Origin of the sequence: Pseudomonas sp. B10(2017) (genome assembly GCF_002113295.1) — a bacterium.
Classification (GTDB): domain Bacteria; phylum Pseudomonadota; class Gammaproteobacteria; order Pseudomonadales; family Pseudomonadaceae; genus Aquipseudomonas; species Aquipseudomonas pudica.
In genome coordinates, this window is record NZ_NEJU01000001.1 from 211,035 (window position 1) to 226,703 (window position 15,669).

The following is a 15,669-nucleotide window of genomic DNA, read 5'->3' on the forward strand; positions in this document are numbered from 1 at the left end:
CCTGCTGGTATGTCGTATTGACTTGCTTCATGGTTGGCCCGGTTCGCTGCTGGCCAACGCTTCGCTACAGGATTCACGTTTTGTCCGATCTCTCGAAAAACCCGCTGCTGCAGTACATGGCCCGCCTGGCCCCATCCAGCCAGCAAACCATGCGCTACATCCTTCAGGACGCTGCCGACCGGCTGGGTTTTGTCGACTGCAATATCGTCGATGTGCCCTGGCATCGGCTCGAGCCCGGCCATGTGATCGCTCTGGTGGCGGCGCTGCGTGCCGACGGTTACGCACCCAACAGCTCCTCTCTGTACGTCAACGCCATCCGCGGTGTGATGAACGAAGCATGGCGCCAGGGCCTGATCGATCACGAGCAGTTGCTGCGCATTCGCGAGGTCAAGCCGGCCACCGGCAGCCGCCTGCCGCCGGGGCGCAACCTGCGCCGCAGCCTGATTCGCGAGCTGATGGATGTGTGCGCGGCCGACCCACGGCCGCAGGGTGTGCGTGACGCGGCGATCATCGCCTTGCTGTACGGCACCGGTATGCGCAAGTCTGAATCGGTGGACATCGACCTGGACCAGGTCGACTTCGAGGCGCGCAGCCTGCAGGTGCTGGGCAAGGGCAACCGCCAACTGATCAAGTACGCCCCGCCATGGGCGTTCGAGAAGTTGCAGGCGTGGCTGGACCTGCGCCGCCAGGACTTGCCGGCAGGGGCCGAAGACGACCCGTTCCTGTTCAACCGCATCCGCCGTGGCAGTCATATCACCCGGGCGCGTATCACCAAGCATGCCATTTACTACATTGCCCGCCAGCGTGGTGCGCAGGTGGGTGTGAAAATCATGCCGCACGACTTCCGCCGGGCGTTCATCACCCGGGTGATCGAAGAGCACGACCTGTCCATTGCGCAGAAGCTGGCGCATCACGCCAATATCCAGACCACGGCCATCTATGACCGGCGTGACGACAATGAACGTCGGCGTGCGGTGGACCGCTTCGATTACTGAGTTTCGTCACACTTGGGGCTGCTGTGCAGCTCATCGCCGGCAAGCCAGTTGCTCCCACCCCGACCGCGCTGACCTCAAGCCATGCGCGATCCCTGTGGGAGCTGGCTTGCCGGCGATGGGCCGCGTAGCGGCCCCAGCATTCTCTCAGCCCAGCACCTAAACAGGGCCTGAGTGCGCCCCCACTTTGTGCGCCATCTCCCCGTATGCCCGATGCCAGAGCGGCTGTGGGAAAAGTTTCATCTTCGTTCACCTGCGGAGTTGGCCCGCAACCTGCTATATCCAGCCTGCGAATTTGATCGAGTGGTCAGGCCACGCATGCCGTAGTCATGCGTGCCTGCCTCTCTAAACGGCCAGCAGGCCACGGATTTCAGGGGCCGCAGGATGTCGCTCGCGGAGCAGATCGAACAACAACAAGACGATGCGGGCTGGAGTGCTCACCTGCAGTTGCGCTTCGTCAGGCGCGACGAAGTGACCCGCCTTGGTGCGTGGCGGCATTTTGGACCTCTTTTGGTGCAGCGGCCGTTCTATCCGGAAGGTGCACCGTGCCATGTCTACGTGCTGCACCCGCCCGGTGGGATTGTGGCCGGCGACCGCCTGGAGCTGAATATCCAGCTCGAGCCGGGCAGCCACGCGCTGCTGACCATGCCCGGCGCCAGCAAGTTCTACCGCAGCATCGGCCCGACCGCGCGGCTGGCCCAGCGCTTTCACCTGGCCGCCGGCAGCACCCTGGAGTGGCTGCCGCAGGACAGCATCTTCTTTTCCGGCGCCCGCGCCAGCCTCGACAGCCGTTTCACCCTCGAGCCGGGGGCACGCCTGCTGGCCTGGGAAACCCTGTGCCTGGGGCGCCCGGTGATGAACGAGCGTTTCGACCACGGTGCCCTCGACAGCCGCCTGCATATAGAACTGCCCGACGAAGTGGGCCTGCACGAGCGCCTGCGCGTCGAAGGCGGGCGCCTGGACAAGCTTGGCGGGCATCCGCTGCTGGCCACCTTTTGCGCCGCACCCGCCGACCAGGCCGTGCTGGATCTGGTGCGCCCGCTGCTCGACGAGATGGTCAACCCGGCCGGCGCGACCCTGGTTGGGTCCTTACTGGTGATCCGCGTGCTTGACCATGACAACCAACACCTGCAACGCACCCTGCAACGCCTGTGGCATGTGCTGCGCCCGGCCGTCCTCGGCCTGCCGGCCTGCCCGCCGCGTATCTGGGCCACCTGAGAGAGCGCCATGGAGCTGACCCCGAGAGAGAAAGACAAACTGCTGCTGTTCACCGCCGCGTTGCTGGCGGAGCGGCGCCTGGCCCGTGGACTGAAGCTCAACTACCCGGAAGCGGTAGCGCTGATCAGTGCCGCCGTGCTCGAAGGCGCCCGTGATGGCCGCACCGTCGCCGAGCTGATGAGCCTGGGGCGTGAAGTATTGAGCCGCGAGCAGGTAATGCCTGGCATTGCCGAAATGCTCCACGACGTGCAGGTCGAAGCGACCTTCCCGGATGGGACCAAGCTGGTGACCGTGCATGACCCCATCGTCTGAAACTGCCCAGGAGCCCCGCATGATCCCAGGTGAAATCCAGGTCGCCGCCGGCGACATCGAGCTGAACAGCGGCCGTGCGACGGTCAGCGTCAGCGTGGCCAACCATGGCGACCGCCCGGTGCAGGTCGGCTCGCACTACCACTTCTACGAAGTCAACGAGGCGCTGGTGTTCGAGCGCGCGCCGACCCTGGGCTTTCGCCTGGACATACCCGCCGGTACCGCCGTGCGTTTCGAGCCCGGCCAGGCGCGTACCGTGCAGCTGGTGGCCTACGCCGGCAAGCGCGAGGTCCATGGCTTCCAGGGCAAGGTGATGGGCGCGCTGGAGGGCAGGGCATGAGCCGCATTTCCCGCCAGGCCTATGCCGACATGTTCGGCCCCACGGTAGGTGACCGCGTACGCCTGGCCGACACCGCGCTATGGGTCGAGGTGGAGCGCGACTTCACCATCTATGGCGAAGAGGTAAAGTTCGGTGGCGGCAAGGTCATCCGCGATGGCATGGGGCAGGGCCAGATGCTGGCCGCCGATGCCATGGACCTGGTACTCACCAATGCCCTGATCATCGACCACTGGGGCATCGTCAAGGCCGATATCGGCGTCAAGCACGGGCGTATCGCGGTGATCGGCAAGGCTGGCAACCCCGATGTGCAACCGGGCGTGAACGTGCCCGTGGGCCCCGGCACCGAGGTGATCGCGGCCGAGGGCAAGATCGTCACCGCCGGCGGCGTCGACTCGCACATCCACTTCATCTGCCCGCAGCAGGTGGACGAGGCGCTGACCAGCGGTGTCACCACCTTCATCGGCGGCGGCACCGGGCCGGCCACCGGCACCAACGCCACCACCTGCACACCCGGCCCCTGGTACCTGGCGCGCATGCTCCAGGCCGCCGACAGCCTGCCGATCAACATCGGCTTGCTGGGCAAGGGCAACGCCTCGCGGCCGGAAGCGCTGCGCGAGCAGATCGCGGCCGGCGCCGTGGGGCTCAAATTGCACGAAGACTGGGGTTCGACGCCAGCAGCCATCGACTGCTGCCTGGGCGTGGCCGAGGAAATGGACATCCAGGTGGCGATCCACACCGACACCCTCAATGAATCCGGCTGCATCGAAGACACCCTGGCGGCCATCGGCGACCGCACCATCCACACCTTCCACACCGAAGGTGCTGGTGGCGGCCACGCCCCGGACATCATCCGCGCGGCGGGGCAGGCCAACGTGTTGCCGTCCTCGACCAACCCGACCCTGCCGTACACGATCAACACCGTGGACGAGCACCTGGACATGCTCATGGTCTGCCACCACCTGGACCCGAGCATCGCCGAAGACGTGGCCTTTGCCGAGTCGCGCATCCGCCGCGAAACCATCGCCGCCGAGGACATCCTCCACGACATGGGCGCCTTTGCCATGACCTCGTCCGACTCCCAGGCCATGGGCCGGGTTGGCGAGGTGGTGCTGCGCACCTGGCAGGTGGCCCACCAGATGAAGCTGCGCCGCGGGCCACTGGCGCCGGACACCAGCTACAGCGACAACTTCCGGGTCAAGCGCTACATCGCCAAGTACACCATCAACCCGGCACTGACCCACGGCATCGGCCACGAAGTGGGCTCGGTGGAGGTCGGCAAGCTGGCCGACCTGGTGCTGTGGGCGCCGGCGTTCTTTGCGGTCAAGCCGGCCCTGGTGATCAAGGGCGGAATGATTGTCACCGCGCCGATGGGCGACATCAACGGTTCCATCCCCACGCCGCAACCGGTGCACTACCGCCCGATGTTCGGCGCCCTGGGCGCGGCGCGGCATGCCACGCGCATGACCTTCCTGCCCCAGGCAGCGATGGACCGTGGCCTGGCCGAGGAGTTGAACCTGCGCAGCCTGATCGGCGTGGCCCACGGCTGCCGCAGGGTGCGCAAGCCCGACATGGTCCACAACACCTTGCAGCCGCTGATCGAGGTCGATGCGCAGACCTACCAGGTGCGTGCCGACGGCGAACTGCTGGTCTGCGAACCGGCCCGCGAACTGCCGCTGGCCCAGCGTTACTTCCTGTTCTGAAGGAGCCCCGATGATTGTCTTGACCCGCCGTATCACCGAACCCGGCAAGCTGGGCGAAACCGGCAGCGTTACCCTGGACGTGGACAGCCGCATCAAGAGCCGCCTGCGGGTGACCCTGGATGATGGTCGCGAAGCCGGGCTGATGCTCGAGCGCGGCCACCTGCTGCGCGGGGGCGAACTGCTGGCCGATGCCGAGGGTACTCAGCTGATCCGTGTGCTGGCGGCGCCCGAGGCGGTGTCCACGGTGCGCTGCGCCGACCCGCTCCTGCTGGCCCGCGCGGCCTATCACCTGGGCAACCGCCATGTACCGCTGCAGATCGAACCCGGCCTGTTGCGTTTCCAGCACGACCACGTGCTGGACGACATGTTGCGTGGCCTGGGCCTGACGGTAGAGGCCGAACAGGCGCCGTTCGAGCCTGAAGCGGGCGCCTACCAAAGTGCACCGCACAGCCATAGCCACAGCCATAGCCATAGCCACGCCCACGGCCACGATCACCCGTTCGTGCGCCTGCCTGCCCATTCCTGAACTGCCTGGAGCAACCGATGAAAAAGACTTTCGCCCTGTTTCTGCTGATGCTGGCTCTGCCTGCCTTTGCCCACCCCGGGCACGACGCCAACCCGCTGCAGGACGGCCTGCTGCACCCACTGACTGGTCTTGACCACCTGCTGATGCTGCTGGGCACCGGTGTACTCGCCGCTTTGACCCGGCGCAGCCTGACGCTACCCCTGGCAACCTTGGCGGCGATGTTCGGCGGCGCGGTGTGCGGCCACCTGTTCGGCGATGTACTGGGCATGGAAACCCTGATTGCCGTGTCGCTGTTGGTGGCTGCCGGTGCAGTGCTGCTGCCCAGCCGCCAACTGCTGCTGGCCATGGCCATGCCGGTGTTCGCCCTGTTCCATGGCTGGGCCCATGGCGTGGAAGCCACGCCAAGCGCGTTCTGGCAGTTCAGCGCCGGCTTCGTCACGGTCAGCGGCCTGTTGCTGGCGGCCGGTTTCGCGGTCGGTTGCCTGTTGCGCAGGCACAGCGGCCTGCAGAAGGCCTTTGGCGGTGGCCTGCTGGCCGGCGCCGCGCTGGTCCTGGCCGGTTGATGGACAGCGACCTGGCGCTGTTGCGCCTGCTGCAGCTGGCCAGCCCTGGCTTGCCGGTGGGTGGTTTTACCTACTCGCAAGGCCTGGAGTGGGCGGTCGAGGCGGGCTGGGTACGGGACGTGGATGGTTTCGCTGCCTGGCAGCGCGAACAGATCGACGACACCCTGGCCTGCCTCGACTGGCCGGTGCTGGCGCGCCTGTACCACGCCTACCAGGCCGAGGACACCAAGGCCTTCGGCCATTGGAGCCGCTTTCTGCTGGCCAACCGCGAAACGGCCGAGCTGCGCCTGGAAGAACAGCAGCGCGGCGCGGCGTTGGCACGGCTGCTGGACGGCTGGCAACTGGGCCAGGCGCCGGCCTGGCGAGCCAGCCTCGAACTCACCCAGCTGGGCGGTATGGCCTGGCTGGCTGCGCACTGGGCTATCCCACTGCGCCAGTTGGCCCTGGGCCATGGCTTTGCCTGGCTGGAGGGCGCGGTAATGGCTGGGGTCAAGCTGGTGCCGTTCGGCCAGCAGGCTGCCCAGACCTTGCTGCGCGACCTGGGAGCAGAGCTGCCCGCGGCCCTCGACCGGGCACTGGCCCTGGGCGATGACCAGCTTGGTGGCGGCCTGCCGTTGCTGGCCATTGCCTCATCGCGTCACGAAACCCAATACACCCGTTTGTTCCGTTCCTGAGGACTGCCTGCATGCAAAGCTATCAACAACCCCTGCGCGTCGGTGTCGGCGGCCCGGTCGGCTCCGGCAAGACGGCGCTGCTCGAAGCCTTGTGCAAGGCCATGCGCGACCACTACCAGATCGCAGTGGTCACCAACGATATCTACACCAAGGAGGACCAGCGCATCCTCACCGAAGCCGGGGCCCTTGAGCCGGAGCGCATCGTCGGCGTGGAGACCGGCGGCTGTCCGCACACGGCGATACGTGAAGACGCCTCGATGAATTTGGCGGCGGTCGAAGCCCTGGCGCGCAAGTTTGGCAACCTCGAGGTGATCTTCGTCGAAAGCGGCGGTGATAACCTGAGTGCGACTTTCAGCCCGGAGCTGGCCGACCTGACCATCTACGTGATCGACGTGGCTGAAGGCGAGAAGATCCCGCGCAAGGGTGGGCCGGGGATTACCAAGTCGGATTTCCTGGTGATCAACAAGACCGACCTGGCGCCTTACGTGGGGGCTTCGCTGGAAGTGATGGAGCGCGATACCCAGCGCATGCGCCCGCAGCGGCCCTGGACCTTCAGCAACCTGAAGAAGGGCGAGGGGCTGCAGGCGGTGATCGACTTCATCGTCGAGCGCGGGATGCTGGGTGTGCGTGGCTGACATATCGCGGCCCCAGTGGGAGCGGGCGCGCCCGCGAAACAGGCGACGCGGTGCCTGGCACCGGCTTTGCCGGTGTTCGCGGGCATGCCCGCTCCCACAAGGGATATGTGTTGCCTCACGTTATTTGTGGCAGCAGTGAGGTTTATCCGGCTGCCCTTCATAACGGTCATGGTGCCGCACCCAATCCATGGTCCCCCCCTCGTTGCGCCCCAGTGGCGCAATATCGAGAAAGTTGTAGGTATTGACCAGGATGTCCAGCCCGCGGGCATAGGTTGAGTAGGTGTGGTACACGCTGCCATCGGGCTCGCGGTAGAACGCACTCAGCCCGGGAAGCTCGCTTTCATCGCCCTCATATGGCTCATAGTTGTACTGCCGCTGGCCCTCGCTGCCGACGCTGACGCCAAAGTCCTCGTTGAACCCGCTGCTATGTGACGAATACCAGGGGAACTGCCAGCCCATGCGCCGGCGGAAGGCCTGGAACTCGGCATAGGGTGCCCGCGACACCGCCACCAACGACACGTCGTGATGCGCCAGGTGCAAGTTGGCGCCGTCAAAGTGGTCGGCCAGGAACGAGCAGCCGGGGCAACCTTCGCTCCAGCCCTCGGCGAACATGAAGTGGTAAACCAGCAATTGGCTACGGCCCGCGAACAGGTCAGCCAGGCTCGGTTCGCCGTCCGGCCCCTGGAAGCGATAGTCGTGCTCCACCTTTACCCAAGGCAGGGCGCGACGGGCTGCTGCCAGCGCGTCGCGGTGGTGGGTGAAGGCCTTTTCGTGCAGCCACAGCTGCCGCCTGGCCGCCAGCCACTGGCTGCGGGAAACCACCGGGTGCCTGCTTTCGCTCGTGCTCATGGTGCTGTCTCCACATTGGGGATTCACACACTAGTCGAGCACGGGCGGGTCGGATCGACAGGCCGCGGCGGCCAGGCGATGAGTGGTATTGCTCAGCCCGAATGGGCGATATGCCCTTCGCTCAGTTCATCCGCTGCTTCATCTTCCCCAGGCAGCGCGGTGATCACGCTGAAGTCGCTGATTTCCACCTGGCCACCGCCATAGCCCAGCAAATGGAAGGAAAACGCCTTGCGCGCGGTCGGGTTGTCGAAGCTGAACTCCATCTCCAGCGGCTCGTCGGTAGTGACTTTTACTTCGTCAGGCAAGCCCAGCGGTACGTCCTGCTCCAGCTGCTTTGCCTTGAGCTGGATATAGGCTGCGCGCCTGGGGTCCAGCGAACGTACCTTTACCCGTACGCGGGTATGCGAACCCTCGGGCATTTCCAGGTACTGGGCGCCGATCAGGTTGTCGGCCCAGTCATCTTTGATGCGCTTGCGCAGCCGGATCGGCGATGGGCCACCGAACTGGTAACGCAGGTTGAGCGGTGTTTGCAGCAGGGACTGGTCGAGCACCCCGGCAAGGGCGCCGATCTGCTGGCCGAGCAGGCTATCGCCCGGGCCCAGGTAACGTGCCTGGTCGGCGATGAAGCCCTCGCTGGCGTAGCGCCGGCAGCGCTGCTGGAAGTCGCATTCGGTGAAAACACCCTGGCCGTCGTGATAGCGCAGCATGCCATTGGTGTAGGAGATCATCTCGCGACCGCTGTCGTAGTCGCGGTACAGCGAGCGACCGCCGAGCGCCATGGGGATGGGCAGGGCAAAGTAGTCGAGCAGGGAGGTGGCCAGGTCGATATGGCCATAGGTACCGCGCTTGATCCGTGGCAACTGCGCCTGCTCGGGTGCCAGGGTGAGGTTGAAGCCCCAGGACGAGGCCAGGCGCACACCGTCGATGCCGTGGGACTCGTCGGAAGTCACCACCACCAGGGTGTCCTTGAGTACGCCCTGGCGTTCGAGGTTGTCGAGGAATGTACCGAGTGCGTCGTCCAGGTAGGCGACTGCCGCCTGTTTCGGCGTGTCGTAGCGCTCCAGGTACTCGGTCGGTGCCGAGTACGGTTGGTGGGTGCCCACGGTGAGCAGGGTCAGCATCCACGGTTTGTCCTGCCTTTGCAGCTGGCCGACGTAATCCAGCGCACCTTCGAAGAAGGCGCGGTCATCCTTGCCCCAGGGGAAGTCCAGGTAGTTCTTGTTGCGGAACCACTCCTGGCCATGCACCGCGTCAAAGCCGATGTGCGGCATGATGCGGTCCTTGGCCATGAAGCGCAGGCCGGCGCCTTGCAGGTAGTGGGTAGTGAAGCCGGCCTGGCGCAACTGCGCCGGCAGGCAGGCCTGGTTGCGTTCGTTCTGGGTCAGCAGTTCCATGCCTTTGGGCGTGCCGTTGGCCAACTTGTCGTAATCACCGCACAGCATTGCGTACAGGCCACGGATGGTCTGGTGGGTGTGCAGTACGTAGTCCGGGGTGTTCATGCCGCGCTCGGCCCACTGGCTGAGCTTGGGCATCAGCTCTTCGTCGAAGCGGCTGTGCAAGGCCTGGCGGTTGGGCCGCAAATAGGCCCCGGGGATGCCTTCCACGGTGATGACCAGCAGGTTGCGGGCGTTGCCTGGCCCGGCGAGCAGGCGCTGGCCATGCAGGTCGGACTGGGTCAGACCAGTGCTGGCCATAGGGGTGAAAGTTTGTGTCCGGCCCATCCAGTCTTCGACCTGGCGCTGCAGGTTGCCGGCTCCGGCCGACAGCAGCTGGTGGGTGAGGTTGTATTGCCGCCATTGGTCGGCGTCGGAAGGTACCAATTGCTGGCTGCCCCAATGGGCGCCGAACAGCAGCAGCGGAATGGCCCAGGCCGTGCGTGGCAGCGGCTGGCTGGGGTGGGTACGGCTGCGCCAGGCGCTGGCCAGCCAGGCCAACAGGCCGGCGCCCATGGCCCAGGGCAGCCAGGCATGGGCCAGGCCGCCACCGGTCGAGTTTTCCATGAACTGCGGGTCGAGCAGGTAGGTCAGGTCGGCGCTGGTAGGCAAACGGCCCACCGCGCTCACCAGTTCGGCCGAAGCCACCCAAAGGGCCGACCAGGCCAGCAATACGGGGAGCGCCAGCCACCACGGCCGACGGTGCAGCAGCAAGACCAGCAAGCTGCCGAGGGCGAGGTCGGACAGGTAACCGAGCGGGTTGGACCAACCCAGCATGGCGCGCGTACCCAGTGGGATCACCAGTACCAGGGCCGCCAGGGCGACAAGCCGGGTACGTGGGTGGTCTGACAGGTTCTTCACAAAAACATCCCTTTTGCCATTAAATCGTCATGCAACTGTGCTTGATGATAACAGGCCACGGCAGGGAAGGCGGGCCGGGGCAGGGTTGGTAACCAGGCGCGGGGCCCGTTCGCGCAGGCCCGGCCGATGGCAAGTATCAGAAGTAGTAGGGGAATTTCAGGCTGAAGGAAAAGTCCGGTGCGTCATCGGTCAGACCAATGGCCAGGTTGGGCACGATGGTCAGGTTGTCGGTGGCGGCGAAGGTCATGCCGATGTTGAAGTTGGCTGCGTTGTAGTCGCTGTTGGAGATCGACTGCCAGTCGGCGCCATCCGGTTTTATCTTGCTCTTGCGGGCGAACTGGTCGGACACCGAGAACGACATGCTCATCTTCTCGTTCAGGGCAAAGGCGATACCGCCGCCGATCTGCCACGAGTCGCCCAGCTTCACATCGCCGGGCACCTTGCTGTTGACCTGTGGGCTGATGTCACTGAACGAGTCCTCCATGTTGTAGGTGTAGGACAGGCTGCCGAACAACACGGCCGGGTCGAACGTCTTGACCAGCGAGATGCCCGGCGTGATCGACCAGACGCCGTTGCCGGTCGGCAGGCTTTCCGGTACCGACAGGTTGTCGTTGCCTTCGACCTGGCGCAGTTTGATGCCATAAGGGTCTTTGCCGGTCGGCGCCTTGATGCGCAAGGTAGCGACGGCGTCAGGCCAGGTCTCGTCTTCGTCGAGGAACTTGTAGGCGATGCCGACGTTGACGTCGCCGATCTCTGGGTCGCGGGTTACGGTTTCGTCCGAGGTGCTCGCCCCGGCGCCCCCTGCACCGCCGGAAGAGTAGGTGGATTCGCGGTACACCACCGGGACGTTGATATCGAACTGCCAGCGCTGGGCGAGGTTGTAGCGGGCAGTCATGTCCAGGGTCCAGTTATCTGCCTTCACCCGGTCAAGGTTGATACTGCCGAGGAAGATCGAGTCCAGTGCCAGGAAGCCGTTGAGCACCAGCGCCCGGGTATCGTAATGGGTATAGGTGACACCGGTCTCGAAGCTGAACTTGCCGCCGCCGAAAAAGCCGCTGGCCTCGTCGTACAGGTTGGACACGCTCTGAGCCGGTTCAGCGTCAGCGGTGAGCGCCTGGCCATAGGAGCTGCCGGTGGTACCCGGTGCGCCCGAAGCCACCGTCTGTGCGCCCTTGACCCCTTCAGCCGGGGACTTGACCAGGCGTTTGGGCGGTGGTGCTGTCGGGGTTTCCTCTACCTGGCGCACGCGCTGCTCCAGCACCATCAGCGCTTGCTGCTGGGCTTCGTAGCGGCGTTTCAGTTCCATCAGTTCCTGCTTGAGAGCCTCGACCTGAGGGTCGGCTGCGGCGTAGAGCAATGTGGCCGGGGCCAAGGTGGTCAAACACACAAAAGCTTTGAGCGATAAAGATCGGTGCATGGAATTGCCGTCCCTGCCGACTACTTTTGATGAGACTGAGCGTAGATCAGTATCCAAATGTGCGAAGACCTTTGAGCTGATCGAGGCTACCGTTCAGCGACGCGGCGGTTGGCACGCTTTCGCGCATCACCACATTGAGGGTGGTGACGTTATTGACCCGGTTGCCATTGCCCAGCAGCGTCGAGTTCTGCATCAGGCCACCCTGCGCCAGGCGCTGCATGCTGCTGCCCTGGTTGTTGCTGGCACTGATGTTGAACTGCACCCCTGCGCCGCTGGCGGACACGCTCAGCGCACCTGCGCCGTTTGCCCCCGTCAGCGTCTGGCCGCTGGCCAGCGCCTGGCCCTGTGGCTGCCCGGTGGGCGCCTGGTCGGCCTTGGAGACATTGATCGCAACATTGTTGTAGGCGGTATTGTTGTCGCCAGCTGCGCGTACCACCTGGGTCACACCCTCTGTGGTGTTGAGGCCGGCACCGCCTGTAACGGTACCGGTACCCGGTGCCGTGGCTCCAGCAGATGCCGTGCCAGTGCCGCTTTCGTCAACCAACGACACATAGAATTGCGGTTTGATGGTCGACTGCTGAATCTGCATCGTGCTCGTCGCACCGATTACGTCCCCTTTGGCATTCTGCCAGGTGCTGGACATGACGATACCGAAACTCACGATCCGCCCGGGCATCACGTAGCGGCCACGCAGGCTCGCCAGCTCGTGGTCCTTCAACTCGATGGGCTTGAACGTTTCGGCATGGGTAGGAAGGCTGACGGTCAGGCATGCAATTGCAAGCCAGAATGCATTCTTCATTGGGGTACTCCCCGGAGCCTCGTGCTCCTTGTCGTTGCAAGAAGTTAGAAGAAGTCGCTTTTGATGAACCCGAAATCCAGCAGTTCTGCATCACGTACCGGAGTGAAGTTGCTCACCCGGCCCTTGGCAGTCAGGGGTAGCGGCGGGTCGAGCAGGACATTGTTCTTGTCGTAGCCCTGGCCGATGACGGCGAAGATGATGCCGTTCCAGCCCTTGAGAAAATCGTCGACCTTGTAGCGTTTGTGGCCCAGTACCGGGTCACCGATGTACACCCAGCCCTTGTCGACCTTCTGCATGACCACGAAGTGCTTGTAGCCGCGCACCTCCATCAGCACAACGACCGGAATCCGCACGCTGTGCAGGGTCTCGGGTGCCACCCGGTAGCCACGGGCACGCATCCCCAGGCTTTCCACGTAGCGTTTCATGTCGAGCATCGAGAAGCCTTGCGTGCGCACCAGGTCCTGGTCGGCGTGGGCCAGCATGCCTTCGATGATCTGTTGTTCGTCCACGTCCAGCCAGTAGGCCTGGCGCAGGATGGTGGCCAGCGCGGCTGCGCCGCAGCTGAAGTCGGTCTTCTGTTGCACCAGGTCGGCGAACTTGCGCTCGCGTATGCTCTGGATGGGCTTGAACACCACGGCGCCGCCCGGCAGGACGGACAGCGGCATTTGTGCCGCTTCGCTCACGCTGGCCAGGCACAGCAAAAACGCCAGGGCAATGATGCGCATGATCGGATGCCTTCCGGTTCTGTTGAAGAAAGGCCCCCCGAAGGGGGCCTCAAGCACAGCGATCAGAACGAGGTGTTGGAGATGGCCAGCGAGTTGCTCTGCTGGTTGCCCACACCGGCCGCCACGTTCACGCCCAGGTTGCCGCTGCCACCGTTCACCGAACCGCTAAGGGTTGCAGTGTTGGTAACAGGGTTGGCCCAGCCGGTCGGGGTCAGCACTTGGAAGGACACGGTATTGCTCAAGTCGTAGGCACTGCTTTCGCTGTAGCTCTTCGACACGTCGTTCGACGATTGAGACGATTTCTCGCCAGACTTTTCAAACGCCGATTCCGATGCATTGGCATAGGACGACTCGTGAGCCTTCTCATACGAGGAGTCGCGAGACTTCTCATAGCTCGATTGGCGGGCCTTGTCGTACGACGAGTCGAACGCCTTCTCGAACGACGCGTCGTGCGAGCTTTCCCGCGAACGGTCGACATCCACATTGAGCGAGGCATTGAGCGAGGCATCGAAGCTGTCGGTGCGGGTACGCTCGCGACGGCCGTCATCGGTGGTTACGGTACGGGTCGCATCGGCAGCAGCGGCCAGGGTGGCGTTCAGGCTGGAGCTGCTGGACGAACTGGCGTTGCTGGCCATGGAACCACTGGCATTCCAGCTATTGGAGCCGCTGGCAGTGGAACTGCGCGAACCACTGGCGTTCATGCTGCTCGAACCGCTGGAGTTCCAGCCACTGGACCCACTGGAGCTGGCGCTTTGCGAGCCGGCCACGCTGAAGCTCGAGGACGAGCTGCGGTCGTCAGTCGAATTGAACGTGCCCTCACGCGAGCTGGAGCCGCTCTTGGTAGTGGTGATGGTCAGCGTATCCACCCGGTAGGTGCGGTCGGCGCCGTTGTTCACCGTCAGGCCTGGGCCGTTCTGGTCGGCAGTGGCGGTGGCAGTGGCATTGCCCAGCGGGGCGCCGGTGTTGGCGATGGCCATGGTGTTCTTCTGCTGGTTCAGGTCGCCGCCAGCGATGTTGATGCCGACGTTACCCTCCGCACCATCGGCCGAGCCGGTCATGACCGCTGAGTTCTGGGTGGACCAGTTGTCGACACGGTTATTGTTGCTGAACTGGCGCACATCAGCGGTGGCTTCGGCGGTGCCGAACACGAAGCTGTTGTCCAGGCTGGACTCGGACGATGCATTGGCAATGGCCGCAGCATTGTCCTGCTGGTTGCCGTTACCGGCTGCCACGTTGACACCCACGTTGCCGCTTGCGCCCGTGGCCGAGCTGCTCATTTCGGCTTCGTTGATGGTGCCTTGGTTGGTGATGGTATTACCCGTGCTGCTTTGGCTGTCCATGGCGTTGGCTGTGGCATACACAGGGATCCTGGTGGGAGGAGGGGTGTGATGCCCGTTATTGTGGTGACCATTGTGGTGCCCGCCACGCCGGTCGTTCTGATCAGCTTGTACAGCAACAGCCATGACCGCAGCAATTGCGAAAACCAGAGGCTTGATTGCCATCGAGGGTTTCATGGTGATTCTCCGTACGATTAGGTTAAGTGTCGTTCTTGACTGGAAGGGTCAATCCGCGACCCGGATGCTCAGGGTGTTGGCCATGCGGTTTCCCACCCCGGCACTCTGGTTCAACTGAATCACTCCACGGCTACCGGTGAAGGCCTGGTCACTGGTGGTGACCTGGCGATGGCCAGTTGAAGTGTCAATCGGACCGGAGTTGTTGAGCAGCGCCACGTTCTGTTGCATGAGGACGCTGTCGTCGATGGTTTGCGGCTGGGCACCGATACTGATGCTCAGTGCGTTGGCTTGCTGGGTGTTGGCACCGGCGCTCTGGTTGACCCCCAGTGCGCCGCTACCGTTGCTGAAGGCGTCGCCCTGTATGGTCGAGCGTGCGTTCATTGTGGGGGCTGCGGGGGTGTTCAGGCGCTGGCGAATCTGCGTGGTGGCGCTGGCCTCGGGCCCCACCGCGAAGGCGCGCGCGTTGGCCTGTTGCTGTTGGTCACCGGCCGCCTGGTTGACCGACAGGTTGCCCTGGTAACGGCTGCCCGAGCTGTCGACGTCGGCGTTGTTGATCACGGGAACCGGGGATTGCGCGAAGGTCGATGTACTGCACAGCGTGACCAGGATCAGCAGCGTGTGCTTCATCTCACTTGCCTCCGGTCAGGATCTGCAGCGGTGCCAGGCCGCGCTGTACGCTCGAATTGACCATGTTCGAGATGCCATTGCCCGAGCCCGTGCCGCGGCCACCGGCCAGGTTGGGCAGTTGGGACTGGTTGTTGAGGTTGCCGCCCAGGTTGTTGGTCTGCTGGGTAATCAAGGTGCTGATACCCGCACCGCTGCTGATGTTGGCGAAGTCGCCATCACTCAGTTCGTTGGTTTGCTTGAGGATGTGCGCGGAAGGGTTGGCATTGACGGTGGTGGGGTTGGGGTCGGGTCGTAACGGCGGGACAACGGCGTTGCGTGTCTGCACGTCACGGGTTATCACGATGATGCCGTTGTCGGCCTGGGTCGTAAGACTCAACGAGCCCAGCACAGAGCCCATCAGCAACAGGTAATAGAGGCGTTTGTCAGTTTTCCTCACGACGGCAACTCCTTCAATGAGCGCTGGCCTTGATCAGCGATGTGAACGAGG

17 protein-coding genes are annotated in these 15,669 nt (G+C 64.1%); 9 read left to right on the forward strand and 8 right to left on the reverse strand.

What is annotated here, in order from left to right; translation table 11 throughout:
- Positions 1–80: 80 nt before the first annotated feature.
- The 9 genes from xerC to ureG all read left to right on the forward strand — a co-directional run bounded on the left by xerC (position 81) and on the right by ureG (position 6,957).
- On the forward strand, positions 81–995 hold the full coding sequence (gene xerC, locus CAF92_RS01005; RefSeq protein ID WP_015270152.1) for a tyrosine recombinase XerC: 915 nt from the start codon (positions 81–83) through the stop codon (positions 993–995).
- Positions 996–1,376: 381 nt separating this feature from the next.
- Positions 1,377–2,210, forward strand: coding sequence for an urease accessory protein UreD (locus CAF92_RS01010; RefSeq protein ID WP_085598538.1), 834 nt, complete (start codon positions 1,377–1,379; stop codon positions 2,208–2,210).
- 9 nt (positions 2,211–2,219) lie between these two features.
- Positions 2,220–2,522, forward strand: coding sequence for an urease subunit gamma (locus CAF92_RS01015; RefSeq protein WP_003256923.1), 303 nt, complete (start codon positions 2,220–2,222; stop codon positions 2,520–2,522).
- Between the two features lie 19 nt (positions 2,523–2,541).
- Positions 2,542–2,859 (forward strand): urease subunit beta, encoded by a 318-nt coding sequence (locus CAF92_RS01020; RefSeq protein WP_025339426.1) that lies wholly within the window; start codon positions 2,542–2,544, stop codon positions 2,857–2,859.
- Positions 2,856–4,559: an urease subunit alpha gene (gene ureC / locus CAF92_RS01025; protein ID WP_085598540.1), complete on the forward strand. Its 1,704-nt coding sequence runs from the start codon at positions 2,856–2,858 to the stop codon at positions 4,557–4,559. Before CAF92_RS01020 ends, ureC begins: the two co-directional genes overlap by 4 nt.
- A 10-nt stretch (positions 4,560–4,569) precedes the next feature.
- A complete protein-coding gene (gene ureE / locus CAF92_RS01030; RefSeq protein ID WP_085598542.1) occupies positions 4,570–5,085 on the forward strand; it encodes an urease accessory protein UreE in 516 nt (171 codons plus the stop codon).
- Positions 5,086–5,102: 17 nt separating this feature from the next.
- Positions 5,103–5,648, forward strand: a complete 546-nt coding sequence (locus tag CAF92_RS01035) for a HupE/UreJ family protein (RefSeq protein WP_025339423.1) — start codon at positions 5,103–5,105, stop codon at positions 5,646–5,648.
- On the forward strand, positions 5,648–6,322 hold the full coding sequence (locus CAF92_RS01040; protein ID WP_085598544.1) for an urease accessory protein UreF: 675 nt from the start codon (positions 5,648–5,650) through the stop codon (positions 6,320–6,322). The genes CAF92_RS01035 and CAF92_RS01040 overlap by 1 nt, the downstream gene beginning before the upstream one ends.
- A gap of 11 nt (positions 6,323–6,333) precedes the next feature.
- Entirely contained in the window at positions 6,334–6,957 is a 624-nt protein-coding gene (ureG, locus tag CAF92_RS01045) for an urease accessory protein UreG (protein ID WP_010953755.1), read from the forward strand.
- Between the two features lie 120 nt (positions 6,958–7,077).
- Here ureG and CAF92_RS01050 read toward each other — a convergent pair whose 3' ends face one another.
- From CAF92_RS01050 to CAF92_RS01085, 8 genes are all read right to left on the reverse strand, one after another.
- Positions 7,078–7,806: a thioredoxin family protein gene (locus CAF92_RS01050; RefSeq protein ID WP_085598546.1), complete on the reverse strand. Its 729-nt coding sequence runs from the start codon at positions 7,804–7,806 to the stop codon at positions 7,078–7,080.
- 92 nt (positions 7,807–7,898) lie between these two features.
- Positions 7,899–10,100, reverse strand: a complete 2,202-nt coding sequence (locus tag CAF92_RS01055; protein ID WP_085598548.1) for an LTA synthase family protein — start codon at positions 10,098–10,100, stop codon at positions 7,899–7,901.
- Positions 10,101–10,236: 136 nt separating this feature from the next.
- Positions 10,237–11,517, reverse strand: a complete 1,281-nt coding sequence (locus tag CAF92_RS01060) for a hypothetical protein (RefSeq protein ID WP_085598550.1) — start codon at positions 11,515–11,517, stop codon at positions 10,237–10,239.
- A gap of 46 nt (positions 11,518–11,563) precedes the next feature.
- Entirely contained in the window at positions 11,564–12,316 is a 753-nt protein-coding gene (locus CAF92_RS01065) for a hypothetical protein (RefSeq protein ID WP_085598552.1), read from the reverse strand.
- Positions 12,317–12,360: 44 nt separating this feature from the next.
- Positions 12,361–13,041: a C39 family peptidase gene (locus CAF92_RS01070; protein WP_085598553.1), complete on the reverse strand. Its 681-nt coding sequence runs from the start codon at positions 13,039–13,041 to the stop codon at positions 12,361–12,363.
- Between the two features lie 62 nt (positions 13,042–13,103).
- Entirely contained in the window at positions 13,104–14,555 is a 1,452-nt protein-coding gene (locus CAF92_RS01075; RefSeq protein ID WP_085598555.1) for a heme utilization protein, read from the reverse strand.
- 48 nt (positions 14,556–14,603) lie between these two features.
- Complete coding sequence (locus CAF92_RS01080) at positions 14,604–15,182, reverse strand: adhesin (protein ID WP_085598557.1); 579 nt, start codon at positions 15,180–15,182, stop codon at positions 14,604–14,606.
- Position 15,183: 1 nt separating this feature from the next.
- Complete coding sequence (locus tag CAF92_RS01085) at positions 15,184–15,618, reverse strand: hypothetical protein (protein ID WP_085598559.1); 435 nt, start codon at positions 15,616–15,618, stop codon at positions 15,184–15,186.
- Positions 15,619–15,669 lie beyond the last annotated feature (51 nt).

What these genes read in the sequence shown, in the direction of transcription:
- CAF92_RS01070 (WP_085598553.1), bottom strand. Translation starts at nt 13,041, where the DNA reads ATGCGCATCATTGCCCTGGCGTTTTTGCTGTGCCTGGCCAGCGTGAGC.
- CAF92_RS01050 (WP_085598546.1), bottom strand. Translation starts at nt 7,806, where the DNA reads ATGAGCACGAGCGAAAGCAGGCACCCGGTGGTTTCCCGCAGCCAGTGG.
- ureG (WP_010953755.1), top strand. Translation starts at nt 6,334, where the DNA reads ATGCAAAGCTATCAACAACCCCTGCGCGTCGGTGTCGGCGGCCCGGTC.
- CAF92_RS01040 (WP_085598544.1), top strand. Translation starts at nt 5,648, where the DNA reads ATGGACAGCGACCTGGCGCTGTTGCGCCTGCTGCAGCTGGCCAGCCCT.
- CAF92_RS01020 (WP_025339426.1), top strand. Translation starts at nt 2,542, where the DNA reads ATGATCCCAGGTGAAATCCAGGTCGCCGCCGGCGACATCGAGCTGAAC.
- CAF92_RS01035 (WP_025339423.1), top strand. Translation starts at nt 5,103, where the DNA reads ATGAAAAAGACTTTCGCCCTGTTTCTGCTGATGCTGGCTCTGCCTGCC.
- CAF92_RS01065 (WP_085598552.1), bottom strand. Translation starts at nt 12,316, where the DNA reads ATGAAGAATGCATTCTGGCTTGCAATTGCATGCCTGACCGTCAGCCTT.
- CAF92_RS01010 (WP_085598538.1), top strand. Translation starts at nt 1,377, where the DNA reads ATGTCGCTCGCGGAGCAGATCGAACAACAACAAGACGATGCGGGCTGG.
- CAF92_RS01060 (WP_085598550.1), bottom strand. Translation starts at nt 11,517, where the DNA reads ATGCACCGATCTTTATCGCTCAAAGCTTTTGTGTGTTTGACCACCTTG.
- CAF92_RS01075 (WP_085598555.1), bottom strand. Translation starts at nt 14,555, where the DNA reads ATGAAACCCTCGATGGCAATCAAGCCTCTGGTTTTCGCAATTGCTGCG.
- CAF92_RS01015 (WP_003256923.1), top strand. Translation starts at nt 2,220, where the DNA reads ATGGAGCTGACCCCGAGAGAGAAAGACAAACTGCTGCTGTTCACCGCC.
- ureE (WP_085598542.1), top strand. Translation starts at nt 4,570, where the DNA reads ATGATTGTCTTGACCCGCCGTATCACCGAACCCGGCAAGCTGGGCGAA.
- CAF92_RS01080 (WP_085598557.1), bottom strand. Translation starts at nt 15,182, where the DNA reads ATGAAGCACACGCTGCTGATCCTGGTCACGCTGTGCAGTACATCGACC.
- ureC (WP_085598540.1), top strand. Translation starts at nt 2,856, where the DNA reads ATGAGCCGCATTTCCCGCCAGGCCTATGCCGACATGTTCGGCCCCACG.